14 protein-coding genes are annotated in these 14,142 nt (G+C 68.9%); 6 read left to right on the top strand and 8 right to left on the bottom strand.

Going from position 1 to position 14,142, the window contains the following annotated elements; all coding sequences use genetic code 11:
- Window positions 1–181, top strand: a 181-nt coding sequence (locus tag OXS27_RS08750) for a hypothetical protein (RefSeq protein WP_267355502.1), incomplete at its 5' end; no start/stop codon positions are given.
- Here OXS27_RS08750 and queC read toward each other — a convergent pair.
- The 3 genes from queC to OXS27_RS08735 all read right to left on the bottom strand — a co-directional run bounded on the left by queC (window position 162) and on the right by OXS27_RS08735 (window position 2,245).
- Window positions 162–881 (bottom strand): 7-cyano-7-deazaguanine synthase QueC, encoded by a 720-nt coding sequence (gene queC, locus OXS27_RS08745; RefSeq protein WP_267355501.1) that lies wholly within the window; start codon window positions 879–881, stop codon window positions 162–164. The two genes, OXS27_RS08750 and queC, sit on opposite strands and share 20 nt — an antisense overlap.
- A complete protein-coding gene (gene queD, locus OXS27_RS08740) occupies window positions 871–1,227 on the bottom strand; it encodes a 6-carboxytetrahydropterin synthase QueD (RefSeq protein ID WP_243923198.1) in 357 nt (118 codons plus the stop codon). The genes queC and queD overlap by 11 nt, the downstream gene beginning before the upstream one ends.
- Before the next feature lie 328 nt (window positions 1,228–1,555).
- Complete coding sequence (locus OXS27_RS08735) at window positions 1,556–2,245, bottom strand: GntR family transcriptional regulator (protein ID WP_267355500.1); 690 nt, start codon at window positions 2,243–2,245, stop codon at window positions 1,556–1,558.
- Window positions 2,246–2,361: 116 nt separating this feature from the next.
- Between OXS27_RS08735 and OXS27_RS08730 the strand changes: the two genes are divergently transcribed.
- On the top strand, window positions 2,362–3,954 hold the full coding sequence (locus tag OXS27_RS08730; protein ID WP_267355499.1) for an ABC transporter substrate-binding protein: 1,593 nt from the start codon (window positions 2,362–2,364) through the stop codon (window positions 3,952–3,954).
- A 61-nt stretch (window positions 3,955–4,015) separates the two neighbouring features.
- Here the strand turns inward: OXS27_RS08730 and cobT are convergent, their stop codons facing one another.
- A complete protein-coding gene (gene cobT, locus OXS27_RS08725; protein WP_267355498.1) occupies window positions 4,016–5,047 on the bottom strand; it encodes a nicotinate-nucleotide--dimethylbenzimidazole phosphoribosyltransferase in 1,032 nt (343 codons plus the stop codon).
- Between the two features lie 105 nt (window positions 5,048–5,152).
- On the opposite strand from cobT, the gene cobS reads away from it, so the two are divergent.
- From cobS to OXS27_RS08710, 3 genes are read left to right on the top strand one after another with little or no spacing between them, the layout of a single operon-like run.
- Window positions 5,153–5,977 carry an adenosylcobinamide-GDP ribazoletransferase gene (gene cobS / locus OXS27_RS08720; protein ID WP_267355497.1) on the top strand — a complete coding sequence of 275 codons (825 nt, stop codon included), beginning with the start codon at window positions 5,153–5,155 and terminating at the stop codon, window positions 5,975–5,977.
- A gap of 53 nt (window positions 5,978–6,030) precedes the next feature.
- Window positions 6,031–6,243, top strand: a complete 213-nt coding sequence (locus tag OXS27_RS08715) for a DUF1289 domain-containing protein (RefSeq protein WP_267355496.1) — start codon at window positions 6,031–6,033, stop codon at window positions 6,241–6,243.
- Window positions 6,240–6,932 carry a TIGR02281 family clan AA aspartic protease gene (locus OXS27_RS08710; protein ID WP_243925331.1) on the top strand — a complete coding sequence of 231 codons (693 nt, stop codon included), beginning with the start codon at window positions 6,240–6,242 and terminating at the stop codon, window positions 6,930–6,932. The genes OXS27_RS08715 and OXS27_RS08710 overlap by 4 nt, the downstream gene beginning before the upstream one ends.
- Window positions 6,933–6,942: 10 nt before the next feature.
- On the opposite strand, the gene dusA is transcribed toward OXS27_RS08710, so the two are convergent.
- Window positions 6,943–7,959, bottom strand: a complete 1,017-nt coding sequence (gene dusA / locus OXS27_RS08705) for a tRNA dihydrouridine(20/20a) synthase DusA (protein WP_267355518.1) — start codon at window positions 7,957–7,959, stop codon at window positions 6,943–6,945.
- A gap of 125 nt (window positions 7,960–8,084) precedes the next feature.
- Between dusA and OXS27_RS08700 the strand changes: the two genes are divergently transcribed.
- Window positions 8,085–9,158 (top strand): tyrosine-type recombinase/integrase, encoded by a 1,074-nt coding sequence (locus OXS27_RS08700; RefSeq protein WP_267355495.1) that lies wholly within the window; start codon window positions 8,085–8,087, stop codon window positions 9,156–9,158.
- A gap of 140 nt (window positions 9,159–9,298) precedes the next feature.
- On the opposite strand, the gene OXS27_RS08695 is transcribed toward OXS27_RS08700, so the two are convergent.
- The 3 genes from OXS27_RS08695 to umuD all read right to left on the bottom strand — a co-directional run bounded on the left by OXS27_RS08695 (window position 9,299) and on the right by umuD (window position 14,072).
- Window positions 9,299–11,272: a PAS domain-containing protein gene (locus OXS27_RS08695; RefSeq protein WP_267355494.1), complete on the bottom strand. Its 1,974-nt coding sequence runs from the start codon at window positions 11,270–11,272 to the stop codon at window positions 9,299–9,301.
- Between the two features lie 1,022 nt (window positions 11,273–12,294).
- Entirely contained in the window at window positions 12,295–13,623 is a 1,329-nt protein-coding gene (locus tag OXS27_RS08690; RefSeq protein ID WP_267355493.1) for a Y-family DNA polymerase, read from the bottom strand.
- The gene (umuD, locus tag OXS27_RS08685; protein WP_267355492.1) at window positions 13,620–14,072 is read right to left on the bottom strand and encodes a translesion error-prone DNA polymerase V autoproteolytic subunit; all 453 of its coding nucleotides are present in this window, start codon (window positions 14,070–14,072) and stop codon (window positions 13,620–13,622) included. Before umuD ends, OXS27_RS08690 begins: the two co-directional genes overlap by 4 nt.
- Window positions 14,073–14,142: the final 70 nt, after the last annotated feature.

Raw genomic sequence — 14,142 nt, 5'->3', positions numbered from 1 at the left:
TAGAGCGGGCTGTCGATTGTCCACCAAGCGTCGCCGTTGGTGCGGGTTGAAAGTCTTCCCAGCCGATCTCTCTCTGGAAATGCAGGCGCCGGCGGACATCGAGGCGGGAAGCTTGCTGCGCCCGCGCGATGCCAGTGCGCAGTGGCGATCGAGCGAAGCCGCTAATCTGCCTGCGCGCTGAACCGCGCATATCCATCCGCCCGCAGGCGGCAGGCCGGGCAGGTGCCGCAGCCATAGCCCCAGGCATGGCGCTGCCCGCGCTCGCCGAGGTAGCAGGTGTGGCTCTCCTCGACGATCAGATCGACCAGTTCGCGACCGCCCAGCGTCTCGGCGAGGCCCCAAGTCTGCGCCTTGTCGAGCCACATCAGCGGCGTGTGCAGCACGAACCGACGCTCCATGCCGAGGTTGAGCGCAACCTGCAGGGCCTTGATCGTGTCGTCCCGGCAATCGGGATAGCCGGAATAGTCGGTCTCGCACATGCCGCCGACCACGTGGCGCAGGCCCCGCCGGTAGGCGAGTGCCGCCGCGAAGGTCAGGAACACGATGTTGCGCCCCGGCACGAAGGTGTTAGGCAGGCCCGAGGCCTCGTAGCCGATCGCGGCTTCGCGGGTGAGCGCCGTCTCGGACACCTGCCCGAGGGCTTCGAGGGCGAGGGTGTGGTCGTCTCCGAGCCGCGGCGCCCAGGCCGGGTTGATGCGCGTCGTGCCGGCCCGCAGGGCCGCACGCCGGTCGAGCTCGACCCGGTGACGCTGGCCGTAATCGAAGCCCAACGTCTCGACATGGTCGAACCGGTCGAGGGCCCAAGCGAGGCAGGTCGCCGAATCCTGGCCGCCCGAGAACAGCACCAGCGCCGAGCGATCGCCCGGGATATCAGTCGCCATCGTATTCGGCCCACGACATCGGGGTTTCGGCCACCCGCACGCGGGCGAGCCCCGGCAGGTCCGGCCGCAGCCGATGCCAGATCCAGGCCGCGATGTTCTCGGCGGTCGGGTTCTCGAGCCCCTCGATCTCGTTGAGGCAATGGTGGTCGAGGCGGGCGAGCAGCGGCCCGAAGATGCTTTCGATTTCGTAGAAGTCGATCACCCAGCCGGTGTGCGGATCGACGGGGCCGCCCACGGTCAATTCGACCCGGTAGGAATGCCCGTGCATCCGGTGGCAGCGGTGGGTCTCGGGCACATTCGGCAGCCGGTGGGCCGCCTCGAAGGTGAAGGCCTGGGTGATCTTCATGGGCGGGGTTCGCGGGCTGAGGACGATCGCGCACTCGCCATAACGCCGACGGGCCGTTCCACGCAAAGGTGCGTGGCGCCGACCCGTGTTGCAGACCGGACGCCAATCGATCGTGGCGGGCTGCCGGATCTTACGGTCAGAAGCCGGCAGTTGCTCATCCGGCCGCAAGAGACGACCGCCGACATCGCCGCCACCGCGCCTTCTCTCCTTCCAACTCAGCGCCTCGAAATCGGGCGACCGATCCGGTCCTCAAGGGGTTCAGGGCCGCGGCATGGGGGGCGCCGGACGGCGGGGCTCTTCGTGGGGGGCGCCGTTTCGGATAACGATTTTATACAATCACCTGCGGCGTGGCGGGCGTTCTGGTTTCGTTGGAGGGCTCGCCGAGAAAGGCCAGCAACGCAGTGGCGACGTGGCCGATATGGTCGATCAGCAGGGCGCAGGCGGCCGAAACATGACCGTTCCGGCAGAGCCGGACCATCTCGCGGTGCTCCCGGTCGGCCCGCTCCAGCTCCGCCGCATCGGTCGAGAGCTGCAGGCGGGTGTAGCGGTCGCATTCCGCCAGCAGGGAGCCGACGAGGCCAAGCGCACGGGGGCGGTTCGCCCGGCTATAGAGAAGGAGATGCAGCTCCGTGTTGAGTGTTCCCCAACGCGCCGTGGCCCCGTCGTTCAGGGCTGCAGCGTAATCCTCCAAGAGCCCATCCGCCCGATCGAAATCCGGTTCGGTCAGCAGCGGCGCAGACAGCGCGAGGAGGCGCGGCTCCAGGGCCGCGCGGAGTTCCAGAGCCTCGGCCGCATCGGCGGACGAAAGTGGCGCCACCGTCGCGCCCCGATGCGGGTGGATGCGCACCAGACCCTCGGCTTCGAGCTGGAACAGCGCCTCCCGGACGGGGATCCGGCTGGCGCCGAACTCCGCGGCCAGCCCGTCCTGTCGCAATTGCGATCCGGCCGGATAGCGCCCGTCGAGAATGCGCCGCCGAATCTCGAATCCGATCGAACCCGCCATGGTCCGGTTCTTCATCGTCTCGCTCCCATCAGGCTCGGGGCTCCGTAGGACCCTTGACGGTGGGTCTAACACTTGAAATTGTATAAAATAACGCGGGCATGGGGGCCCGACGACAAGAGGGATCGACCGCAATGACGCTCCACCGCCGCCAGCTTCTGGCGGGCACCGCCTCGGCGCTCGCCGCCGGTCTCGGCCGCCCATCCCATGCTCGGGCCCAGTCCAGTGGCAGCGTGCTGCGCTTCATTCCGTCGACGCCCCTGCCCTCCCTCGATCCGATCGTCGCCACGAGCTACGTCATCCGCAACCACGGCTATCTCGTCTACGATACGTTGTTCGCCACAGACGAGAACTTCCGGATCCAGCCCCAGATGGTCAGCGCGTGGCAGACCGCGCCCGACGGCCTGCGCTGGACCTTCCATCTCCGGGACGGTCTGAGCTTCCACGACGGCACGCCGGTCGAAGCCAAGGACTGTATTGCCTCCATCGCGCGCTGGTCCAAGCGGGACGCCTTCGGGCAAACCCTGGCGGGCTTCGTGGAGGGGTACGGCCAGGAGGACGCCCGGACCTTCACTATCAGCCTGAAGAAGCCGTTCCCCCTGCTCCCGGCAGCTTTGGGCAAGCTGTCCTCCAACGTGCCGTTCATCATGCCGGAGCGCATCGCCCTGCAGGATGCCTCCAAGCCGATCGCCGACGCGACGGGCTCCGGACCCTGGCGCTTCGAGGCGCGGGAATGGATCCCGGGCCAGAACGCGATCTACACGCGCCACGCCGGCTATCGGCCCCGCGAGGAGGCGCCCTCCTGGGCGGCCGGCGGCAAGATCGCGAAGGTCGACCGGATCGAGTGGCTCGCCATCACTGAGGCCTCGGCGGCGGTCGGCGCGATGATCCAGGGGGCGGTCGACTGGTATGAGCAGCCGGCAATCGACCTGATGCCGGTGCTCAAGGGCAAGCCGGGGATCGAGATCCGCAATGTCCCGCTCGGGCTGATCCTGCTGATGCGGTTCAATCACACGCAGCCGCCGTTCAACAATCCCGAGATCCGCCGGGCCGTGATGATGGCCATGAAGCAGGACGACTACATGCAGGCGGTGGTCGGCGACCCGGACTATTATCGGGAGGCCAAGACCTTCTTCACGCCGGGTTCGCCGATGTCGACCGGTGCCGGCGGGGCTGCCGCCATGCAGGCGGACCTCGCCAAGGCCAAGGCGATGCTGGCCAAGGCCGGCTACAAGGGCGAGAAGGTCGTGCTGCTGGCCCCGGCCGACCAGCCAATCGCCTACAACCAGTCGCTGGTGACCCAGGATCTACTCAAGCAGCTCGGGATGAACGTCGATCTGGTCTCCACCGACTGGGGCAGCTTCATCGCCCGCCGTGGCAACCGCGGGCCGGTCGATACCGGGGGCTGGTCGGTCTTCCACACGCTCTGGTCGGGCGCCGACGTGCTGAATCCGGCCCTGCACCCGCTGATCCGGGCCAACGGTCAGGCCGCGTGGTTCGGCTGGCCGGACGATCCGACCCTGGAGAGTCTGCGGAGCGAGTGGATCGCGACCAGCGACGAGGTGCAGCAGAAGGCGCTGGCCGCGCAGATCGAGGAGCGGGCCTTCGCGGTCGTGCCCTACGCCCCGGCCGGTCTCGTGCAGCAGCCGATGGCCATCAGCACGAAGCTTAAGGGCATGGTCATGGCCCCGGTCCAGTTCTTCTGGAACATCGAGAAGACCACCTGATCAGGGGAATCCATAGGGACCAAGTCCCTTTGGTGGGGTGTCGGGGTGAAGCCCCGACGTGTCAACCCGCGGGACTCGTCCCCTTCCCGGACACCCCCGCCTGCGCGAAGGTCGCCATGCCGGTGTGGCAGGCGAGCGCGCCCTTGAGTAGGCCCATCGCCATGCCGGCACCGGACGCCTCCCCGAGCCGCATGCCGAGCGCCAGCAGCGGCACGAGGCCGAGCCGCTCCAGCACCTCCGCGTGGACGCCCTCGGCCGAGACGTGGCCGGCCAGGCAATGGTCGAGGGCGGTGGGGTCGGCGGCGTGCAGCACGGCCGCGGCTGCGGTGGCCACGTAGCCGTCGATCACCACCGGGATCCGCTGCAGCCGGGCCGCCAGGATCGCCCCCGCCATGGCGGCGATCTCCCGGCCGCCGAGGCGCGCCAGCACCTGGAGCGGGTCGTCGAGATGGCCGGCATGGTGCGCCAACGCCGCCTCGACGGCCGCGACCTTGCGGCTGAGGCCGTCCCGGTCGACGCCCGTGCCGTGCCCGACCCAATGGGCCGGATCGCCGCCGAACAGGGCCGCATAGAGGGCCGCCGCCACCGTGGTGTTGCCGATGCCCATCTCGCCGATGCCAAGGCAATCGGTGCCGGCGGCCACCGCCTCCATGCCGAACGCCATGGTGGCGACCGTCGCGCGCTCGTCGAGGGCCGGCCCTTCCGTGATGTCGCCGGTCGGCATGTCGAGGGCAAGGTCGAATACCTTGAAGCCCAGTCCGTAGGCGGCGCAGATCTGGTTGATCGCCGCGCCCCCGGCGGCGAAATTGTCGAGCATCTGGCGGTTGACCGCGTCCGGAAAGGCCGAGACCCCCCGGCGCGTCACCCCGTGGCTGCCAGCGAAGACGCAGACCAGCGGCCGGTCGAAGCTCGGCAGCGCCTTGCCCTGCCACGCCGCCAGCCACGCGACGAGGTTTTCCAGCCGGCCGAGGGAGCCCGCGGGCTTGGTCAGGGTCGCGTCCCGGGCGGCCACCGCCTCCTGCGCCTCCTGGTCGGGGCCGGGCATGGCCTTGAGCAGGTTGCGGATGTCGTCGAACGGGCCTGGATCGGGCATGGGCCGATGATTTCCTGTGGGTGCTCGCGGACGGGGGGACGGAGCCGGATCGAGCCGCGTATACTGGACCTGCTCGCCCCGTACGAGCGGATGCGAGTGACCGCGATGGACAGGCAGACCGGCGGTGAGGCCGACTGGCCCGGGCGCGGCGCCCTCTACGACCTCGCCGGATGCCTGCGCTTCTACTCGCGTTTGCCGGTGCCGCAACTGCCCGGCGAGCCGGACCCGCATCGCATCCCCGACTTCACCACCCTTCCCCGGATGCTGCCGCTCGTCGGCCTCGTCCTTGCCCTGCCGGCCGCCCTGGTGCTTGCCGCCGCTTGGTGGATCGGGCTCGGCCCGTTCCTGGCCGCCACCCTGGCGGTGGCGACCCTGGTGGTGGCGACCGGCGCGCTGCACGAGGACGGGCTCGCCGACGTCGCCGACGGCTTCGGCGGCGGCGCCACCCGGGAGCGCCGCCTGGAGATCATGCGCGATAGCCGGATCGGCGCCTATGGCGGTGCGGCCCTGGTCCTGTCACTCGCCCTACGCATCGGCGCCCTGGCGACGCTCCTCGACCGCACCGGCTATGCCGCCGCCACCGCCCTGATCCTGGCCGCCGCCCTGTCGCGGGTCGCCGCCCTGGCGCCGATGGTGCTGCTGGCGCCGGCGCGTCCGGGCGGTCTCTCCGCCTCGGTCGGACGCCCGAGCCGGGCGAGCCTCGCCACCGCCCTCGGGCTCGGTCTGGCGCTGGCGCTGGCCGCGTGTCTCCTCGGCCTGACGTTCGGCGGCGTCGTGCTGATGATCCTGTGCGCGGGCCTCGCGGCCTGGGGCCTGACCCGGCTGGCCCAGGCCAAGATCGGCGGCCAGACCGGAGACGTGATCGGCGCCTGCCAGCAGGTCGCCGAGATCGCCGCGCTGGTCGTCCTGGTCGCTGCGGCGGCGAATTAACGCGCGCGGGGAAGGTCATCACCCGGCCACGATCGGACCGCCAAGGTTTTTCGATGTCGCCCGCGCCAAAGCCCTCCTCGCCCTGCACCAAGGTCTGCGTGCTCGACGCCGCGACCGGCCTGTGCTGCGGCTGTGGCCGAACCCGCGACGAGATCGCCGCCTGGGGCGGGATGTCGGAGGTCCAGCGCCGCAGCGTCATGGCCGAGCTGGAGGCCCGGATGCGCGCGGCTGACCTGGTCCCGCCGGAGGGGGCACTGCCGTCATGATCTATCTCGGGCTCGGCGCGATCGCGCTGATCCTCGTCGCCCTGGTCTTCAGTGACGGTAGCGACAGCGTCGGCGGCGTGATGGGGCCCGATCAACTCGCCAGCCTCGCCTGGACGGGGATGATCCTGATCCTGGTGGTGGCCGGGTTCTGGCGGCAGTTCACGGCCCAGCTCGGCGCGAACCTGCGGGCGCTCCTGGCCTGGGCGCTGATCGGCCTCGCCCTGGTGATCGGCTACAGCGAGCGCGACCGGATCCAGGGCATCAGTTCCCAGGTGCTCGGCGCGGTGCGGCCAGGAACCGCGACCACACGCGCCGACGGCGCCGTCACGATCGTCCGGCGGGCCGACGGCGACTTCCGGGTCGAAGCTGAGGTCAACGGCCGCCCGCAGCCATTCCTGTTCGACACGGGCGCGAGCAGTGTCGTCCTGACCGCCGAGAACGCCGCCGCGCTCGGCCTCACGCCTGCGGCCTCTGAGTTCACGGCCCGCGTCTCCACCGCCAACGGCATCACCTATGCGGCGCCCGTCCAGCTCGACTCCCTCGGCATCGGCACGATTACCGAGCGGCGGGTGAACGCCATGGTGGCGAAGCCCGGCGCGCTGTCGGCCAATCTCCTCGGCCAGACCTTCCTGACACGCCTCTCGGGCTACGAGGTCCGCGGCGACCGCCTGATCCTGAGCCCGCCGTAAGGCCCGTCGCTCAGGCGGCCCGCGCCTCGGGCGCCGCCCGGGAGACGAGCGCGACGGCCTCCCGCAGGGTGGCTAGACCGGCGTCGGGCCGCATGCCGTGGGTCGAGAGGTGGCGCCGGTAGGCCCGGGCGCCGGGCCGGCCATTAAACAGCCCCAGCATGTGCCGAGTGACCGCGTGCAGGCGCTCGCCGCTGGCGAGCATCCCGGCCACGTAGGGCTCGAACGCTTCGATCGCCGCGAAGGCATCGGCTGCCGGCGCGGGCATGCCGAACAATTCGGGATCGACGCCGAGCAGCAGCGCCGGCTCGGAATAGGCCGCGCGTCCGACCATCACGCCATCGACCTCCGCGAGGCGCGCCTGCACGGCGTCCAGATCGCGCACGCCGCCGTTGACCGCGATCGGCAGGCGGGGAAGCCGCTGCTTCAGCCGCGCCGCCCGGCCGTAATCGAGGGGCGGCACATCCCGGTTCTCCTTGGGCGAGAGACCCTGGAGCCAAGCCTTGCGGGCGTGGACGATCAGCCCGTCGACGCCCGCCGCCACCACGGCGTCGGCCAGGGTGTCGAGGGCCGCCTCGGGATCCTGATCGTCGACGCCGATCCGGCACTTCACCGTCACTGGCACGGCGACCGCCGCCTTCATGGCGGCGACGCAGTCGCCCACCAGGGCCGGCTCACGCATCAAGCAAGCGCCGAAGCGGCCTTCCTGCACCCTGTCCGAGGGGCATCCGACGTTGAGGTTGACCTCGTCATAGCCGAACTCCGCGGCGATCCGCGCCGCCTGCGCCAGCTCCGTCGGGGCCGATCCGCCGAGCTGAACGGCAACCGGATGGTCCACTGAGGAGAAGCCGAGCAGGCGCTCACGTGGCCCGTGCAGAACGGCGCCGGTGGTCACCATCTCAGTGTAGAGCCGGGCGTGGGACGAGAGTGTCCGATGGAACGCACGGCAATGGCGATCCGTCCAATCCATCATCGGGGCGACGGAAAAGCGCCATCCACTGAGATTTCTGGGTTCTTCCGGTCCGCCAATCACTTGCTGTCGCTCTCGTGCTGTACCTCGCCGAGTCTCGGCGGGCCTCATCGGGCCTCGGATTGATCAAAGTACAGCTTTGCTGTACCCGCTCGACCCCGTGCTGTACCACCGCGGGGGGCGCGATGGGGACCATCGTCGAGCGCGTGCGGAAGAACGGGACGACGGGGTATCACGCCCAGATCGTCGTCAAAAGGGACGGCAAGGTCCACCGCGAGACCCGGACCTTCGACCGGCGTCCCGCGGCCGCGGCCTGGATCAAGAAGCGGGAGAAGGAACTCGACGTGCCCGGCGCCCTCGATCAGCCGAAGGCCGAGGATCCGACGCTTGCTGCGGCGATCGACCGCTACGTCGCCGAATCACGCAAGAGCATCGGCCGGACCAAGGCCCAGGTGCTGCAGGCCATCAAGGGCTACCCGCTGGCCGCCCTGCCCTGCTCGGCGGTGACGCGCGCCGAGATCACCGCCTTCATCACCGAGCTTGGCAAGGGGCGCGATCCGTCGACGGTCGGCAATTACCTGTCCCACCTGTCCGCCGTCATGACGAGCGCCCGGCGCGGCTGGGGCTGGCCGCTCGATCCGGACGTGCTGAAGGATGCCGCCTTCGTCGCCCGGCGCATGGGCCTGGTGGGCAAGTCGAAGCGGCGCGCGCGGCTGCCGACGCTCGACGAGCTCGACCGGCTGATGAAGCATTTCGGTTCGGTGCGGACGCGCCGGCCGTCGTCCCTGCTGATGCGGCGGATCGTCGCCTTCGCGCTGTACTCGACGCGCCGCCAGGACAAGATCGTCCGCATCACCTGGGCCGACCTCGACGCGCCCCACAGCCGCGTGCTGGTGCGCGACATGAAGAACCCGGGCGACAAGGTCGGCAACGACGTGTGGTGCGAGCTGCCGCCCGAGGCGCTGGCGATCATCGCGGCCATGCCGCGCACCGAGGCGCAGATCTTCCCCTACTCCACCGACGCGATCTCGGCGGCCTTCACCCGGACCTGCGCGTTCCTCGGGATCGTGGATCTGCACTTCTACGATCTGCGGCATTGCGGCGTGACCCGCCTGTTCGAGATGGGCCGAACGGTGCCGCTCGCCGCCTCGGTGAGCGGGCACCGCTCCTGGCAGAGCCTGCAGCGCTACACGCATATCCGGCAGACCGGGGACCGGTTCGCGAAGTGGTCGTGGCTCGCGGTGGTGACGAAGTCCTAGCGCGACCGATTTCGACTCAACCCGGCCACCTGGATCGCTTTGGGTGCTTCTCCAGAGCGGCCGTCCTGGCAGCTTGAGCGGGAAGCCACGATTTCTGTTTCATCGACCGCTGAAACTGGATCGATCAGAAGCGTTCGCGATCACGCGACCCTTCTGATCTGCGCCGAGCTTGATGACGCGAACTGGACATGGACCGCTGGGCCAGCGCTATGTCGCGTTTCGCACTGGAAGCGGCGGCCATCGGCGTCGACGATCAGGGCGAATTTCCGCGGTACACCCATCGACGACGCGACGTGCAGACGTGCGCCGCCCTCCGTCAGGTCACGGATCGAGCAGGAGATACGGTCGCCCCCGGGGAGGAGAATATGTGCCGGGAGGAGTACGCGAGGCCGCCGTTCAGAGCGCCGCTCCTCCATGCCGACCGTCCAGTCGTCCAAGCTCGTGCTGATGCTCGAAACGCTGGTCGCCGCGCGGTGCATGCTGGCCAGGATATCCCCGGTCATGCGCGATTGCTCATCCATCGATCCGCTGACGCCCTCGACATGCGAGCTGATCGTGCCGATCGACGTCGTGATCGAAGCGAGCGTGTCCGCAACCTCGGCCGAGATGGCCTGCATTCCCACGACTTCGGTGCCGATCCGCGTCGTGGCAGCGGCGGCCTGCCCGGCCAGTTCCTTCACCTCCGTCGCGACCACGGCAAACCCCTTGCCCGCCGCACCCGCCCGCGCGGCCTCGATCGTGGCGTTCAGGGCCAGCAGATTGATCTGCTGCGCGATCCGCGCGATCATCGAGGCGACGTCGCCCATGGCCCCGGCGGCGGCCTTCAACCGCTCCGTCGCCGCGTCAGCCCGATCCGCGCGGCCACGGATGTCATCCACCACCTCTTTCGACTGAGCCATGCTGCGGGAGATCCCGACCGCGGCGGCGTTCATCGTCTCGGCGGAGCCGGTGATCGCGTGCACGTGGTCCAGGGCGTGTTCCGCCGCGTCGACAGCCACGGAACGCGCCTGCATGTTGGCGGTCACGTCGGTGGCGTACTTCACGATCTTGGTCAGGCGGCCGACCGGATCGAAGATCGGATTGTAGCTGGCCTGGATCCAGATCGACCGGCCACCCTTGCCGACCCGCTGGTACATGCCGGCGGAGAACTGGCCGCCGCGCAGGCGATCCCAGAACGCCGCATACTCTGGTGATTGCGCATAGCCGGGATCAACGAACATCGCGTGCGGCCGCCCGCGAACCTCCTCAAGACGGTACCCAACGGTCTTCAGGAAGTTCTCGTTCGCGCTCAGTACGGTGGCATCCGGCGCGAACTCGATGACGGCCTGCGATCGATTGACGGCGGCGAGCTGGCCCGTCGCATCCGCGTTCCGGAGCTTCTCGGCGGTGATGTCGGTCGCGAACTTCACCACCTTGGTCGGCACGCCGTCGCGGTCGCGGATCGGGTTGTAGGTGGCCTGGATCCAGATCTCGCGCCCGCCCTTGGCGATACGCCGGAACTCTCCCGTAGCGAACTCACCGCGTCCCAGGCGGTCCCAGAAGCTGCGGTATGCGGCGCTGCCATGATCCGCGGGATCGACGAACAGGCTGTGATGGTGGCCCTGGACCTCGTCCAAGCGATAGCCGACCGCCGCGAGGAAGTTCGCGTTGGCGGCCAGGATGGTCCCGTCGAGCGCGAATTCGATGACGGCTTGGGATTGGTGAAGGGCGGCGAGCTGACCATCATGGTCGATGTTGCGCAGCACCTGTGCGGTGACATCCGAGGCGAGCTTGACGACCCGCGTCACATGCCCCGCCCGATCCAGCACGGGGTTGTAAGTGGCTTGGATCCAGACGGATTGCCCGTTCTTCGCGATCCGCTTGAACTCACGGGTCTGCGGTTCGCCCCGGCGCAGGGCGTCCCAGAACAGTCGGTATCCCTGGCTCTCACGCTCAGCGGCAGGCACGAACAGGGTATGATGCCGACCTTCGACCTCAGCTAGCGTGTAGCCCATGAGCGTGAGGAAGTTGGCGTTCGCTGTTTTGACCGTTCCATCCGGCGTGAACTCGATCCGCGCACGCGACCTGTCGAGCGCTGCCATGAGAGCGCGGAGATCGGCGTCGAAGAGTGGCACGCGCTGTTTCCTACGGGGAGTTCTTCGTTTGATTGCCAAATGTCTAGAAACAATTCACTTACGCAATGTAAATGACAATGACTTGATCGGTTTTACTTACAGTTGCATGCCCATGAGCCATCCTCGTTTCGACACGTGTGGCTGCTGGCGACGAGAGCGAAGCAAGCGCCCGCAGTATGGCGCCGCACGATTTCGTGAGGATACGGGCAGCTGCATCGCTGAGGCTCCACCGAATGCGGTCTGGATGATGGCAGGGCAGCTCTGCGCAGGTTCCGAGCGGGCGGAACCGCGAGGTCCGCTCTGATGTCTCCGCCGCTTGGAAGCGGACCGGCGGAAATCCACCCAAAGCGGTCGTCATCGCTGAGCGATTGAGCGCCTCGCGCGCCTCCGGTCACCGGTTTCGCATCAGGTCGGCGATTGCCGTCTTGCCGCCAATAAAAGGTGACGACCCTGAAAGCCGGGCAGGTATTCTCGCTTTGACGGAACTATATGTTTTCGCGCTCCACCTGTTCGGAGCAGGCCTTTGCGACCTCTGAGATCGGCAAGCTCGAGTGGCCGGTCGTCCTTGAGGTATCGTCGAGGCAGGAGCGCACACGATTCCGGGCAGCATCCACACCGCTCGATGCACCCAGCTTGCGCAGGAGATTGTCTTTGTCGGCGGTCGATGCCCCGGCCCAAGCTTGCATCGTGTCTCCTGCGTCCAACGCGAAAACAGGCGTTGCCATCATGACGAGAGCGAGCACTCCGGCAGGAAGAAAGCGCATTGGTATCGCCTCGCAGGACAGTGAATCCGCAGCTGCTGTCGGTGTCGGCTCAGAAGGCATCCGCCGTTGACGCGCGGCCTGCCAAGGATCCAACCGGTGAGCACATTGGCTTGCGGATTGAGATAGGTCCTGAAGCGCTTTGGCGGATTGCCGACGACTTGGGGCAAAACCGCACAGTTTCCCCCGACATCGTGGCGTGGCCGGCGTCGGAGGCGTGCCGCTTCAACCGAAGCGGTCGTCGGAACGGGTGATGCGCGCCTAGGCGTGCGCCACTGGCAGCTCGCCCACCTGCGTGGTGTACCGCGGGGTCCGCATCTCGAACTTCGTGTTCCAGTCCCGCCGGCTCACCAGCCCCGCCCGCGCCGGCACCACGGCGCCCCGGCCCCAGCGCGTGTTGCACGCGTCCATCGCCGCCATCAGCGGCCCGGATCGCGCCCGGTCCAATGCGCCGATCAGCGCCCGCGGGCTGTGCGAGAGCGGCACGAGGTCGTTCATGACGATGCCGGCCTTCGAGTACCGCCATGGACGCTCCCCCGGCTCGCGCCAGGTCGTCGCCACCCCGTGCCGCGCCGCCTTGATCAGCGCCAGCGTGTCCGAGCTGTGCTCGGGCAGGCCCACCGTCGTCGAGACCGAGCGCATCGGCGCGCCCCGGTCGTGCTCGCTGGTGTGGTAGAAGATCGTGACGTGGTCGGTGCCCAGCCCCTCCCGCCGCAGCTTCTCGCCGAGCCGCGTCGCGTGGGCGGCCACCGCCTCCTCCAGGGTGGCGCGGTCCTCGATCCGGCCGGAGAACGAGCGGGTCACCGCGCAGCCCTTGCGCCGGGCCGGCACCAGCTCCAGCGGCAGGCAGGCGAGCCCGCGCAGCTCGTGGATGATCCGCTCGCCCACCACGGTCAGCCCCTTGCGCACCGGCCGCGGGACGAGGTCGCGCAGGTCCGCCACGCTCTCGACGCCCATCGCCTCCAGCTTCGCCAGCGAGGCCCGGCCGATGCCCCAGACCTCGGCCGCCGCGATCCGGCACAGCCAGTGCGCGTAGGCCTCCGGGTCGGTCAGGTCGCACACGCCGTCCAGCGCGGGCACCGTCTTGGCGATGTGGTTGGCGAGTTTGGCCAGCGTCTTGGTCGGGCCGATGCCGACGCAGGTCGGGATGCCGGTCCAGGCCAGCACGGTCGCGCGCAGGTCCCGGGCGAGCTCGACCCGGAGCGCCGGCGCCACGTCGGTGAGGTTCAAAAAACTCTCGTCGATGGAGTAGATCTCCACCTGGGGCGCGAACTGCCGGTAGACCGCGTTGGTGCGGCCCGACATGTCGCCGTAGAGCGTGTAGTTCGACGAGAACACGCGCACGCCCTGGGCGCGGCACAGGTCGCGGATCTTGAAGTACGGGTCGCCCATGCGGATACCGAGCGCCTTAGCCTCGGCTGTCCGGGCGATGGCGCAGCCGTCGTTGTTCGAGAGCACGATCACCGGCACCCGGGCGAGCTTCGGGTCGAAGACGCGCTCGCACGAGCAGTAGAAGCTGTTGCCGTCGATCAGCGCCACGGCGCGGCCGCCGCCGATCCGGTCGCGGCGGCGGGCCTCGTGCGTGCTCACGAGAGCTGCGCGCGGGCGACGTGCCAGCGGATCGAGAAGCGGACCACGCCCCAGATCACGCCCTCGCCGAGTTCCTCGACCGCGAAGGCCGGCAGATCCGGGTTGCAGAAGGCGAGCCGCGCGACGTTGCCGTCGACGACGAGGCGCTTGCACGACATCTGGCCGTCGATCGCCGCCACGACGATGCTACCGTGGGCGGGTTTGAGGCTGCGGTCGACGCAGGCGAGGTCGCGGTCGTGGATGCCGGCGCCCTCCATCGACGTGCCGGAGATGCGCCACAGGAACGTCGCCGGCGGGTTCGGCACGAGCCAGCGCGGCAGTTCGAGGGCCCCCTCCAGGAAGTCGTCGGCGGGCGACGGGAAGCCGGCGCAGAGCGCTTGCCCGATCAGGGGCACGCGGACGGCGTCGGGACTGTGGATCAGCAGTTCGTCGATCCGGTTGAGGTGCACGCGGCGCTCCGTTGTGCTAGAACGGAAGCAGAACAAACATCACCTGTGGTGGCGGTTCAATCCGCGCAGG

It is taken from the genome of Methylobacterium sp. GC_Met_3 (genome assembly GCF_026540775.1).
Taxonomy (GTDB): domain Bacteria; phylum Pseudomonadota; class Alphaproteobacteria; order Rhizobiales; family Beijerinckiaceae; genus Methylobacterium.
The sequence above is the reverse complement of the archived record's forward strand: the minus strand, read 5'-3'. Positions and strand labels throughout refer to the sequence as shown.

Excerpts from the sequence above, each read along its gene's own strand:
- queC (WP_267355501.1), bottom strand. The coding sequence starts at position 881 with ATGGCGACTGATATCCCGGGCGATCGCTCGGCGCTGGTGCTGTTCTCG.
- queD (WP_243923198.1), bottom strand. The coding sequence starts at position 1,227 with ATGAAGATCACCCAGGCCTTCACCTTCGAGGCGGCCCACCGGCTGCCG.
- OXS27_RS08735 (WP_267355500.1), bottom strand. The coding sequence starts at position 2,245 with ATGAAGAACCGGACCATGGCGGGTTCGATCGGATTCGAGATTCGGCGG.
- OXS27_RS08730 (WP_267355499.1), top strand. The coding sequence starts at position 2,362 with ATGACGCTCCACCGCCGCCAGCTTCTGGCGGGCACCGCCTCGGCGCTC.
- cobT (WP_267355498.1), bottom strand. The coding sequence starts at position 5,047 with ATGCCCGATCCAGGCCCGTTCGACGACATCCGCAACCTGCTCAAGGCC.
- cobS (WP_267355497.1), top strand. The coding sequence starts at position 5,153 with ATGGACAGGCAGACCGGCGGTGAGGCCGACTGGCCCGGGCGCGGCGCC.
- OXS27_RS08715 (WP_267355496.1), top strand. The coding sequence starts at position 6,031 with ATGTCGCCCGCGCCAAAGCCCTCCTCGCCCTGCACCAAGGTCTGCGTG.
- OXS27_RS08710 (WP_243925331.1), top strand. The coding sequence starts at position 6,240 with ATGATCTATCTCGGGCTCGGCGCGATCGCGCTGATCCTCGTCGCCCTG.
- OXS27_RS08700 (WP_267355495.1), top strand. The coding sequence starts at position 8,085 with ATGGGGACCATCGTCGAGCGCGTGCGGAAGAACGGGACGACGGGGTAT.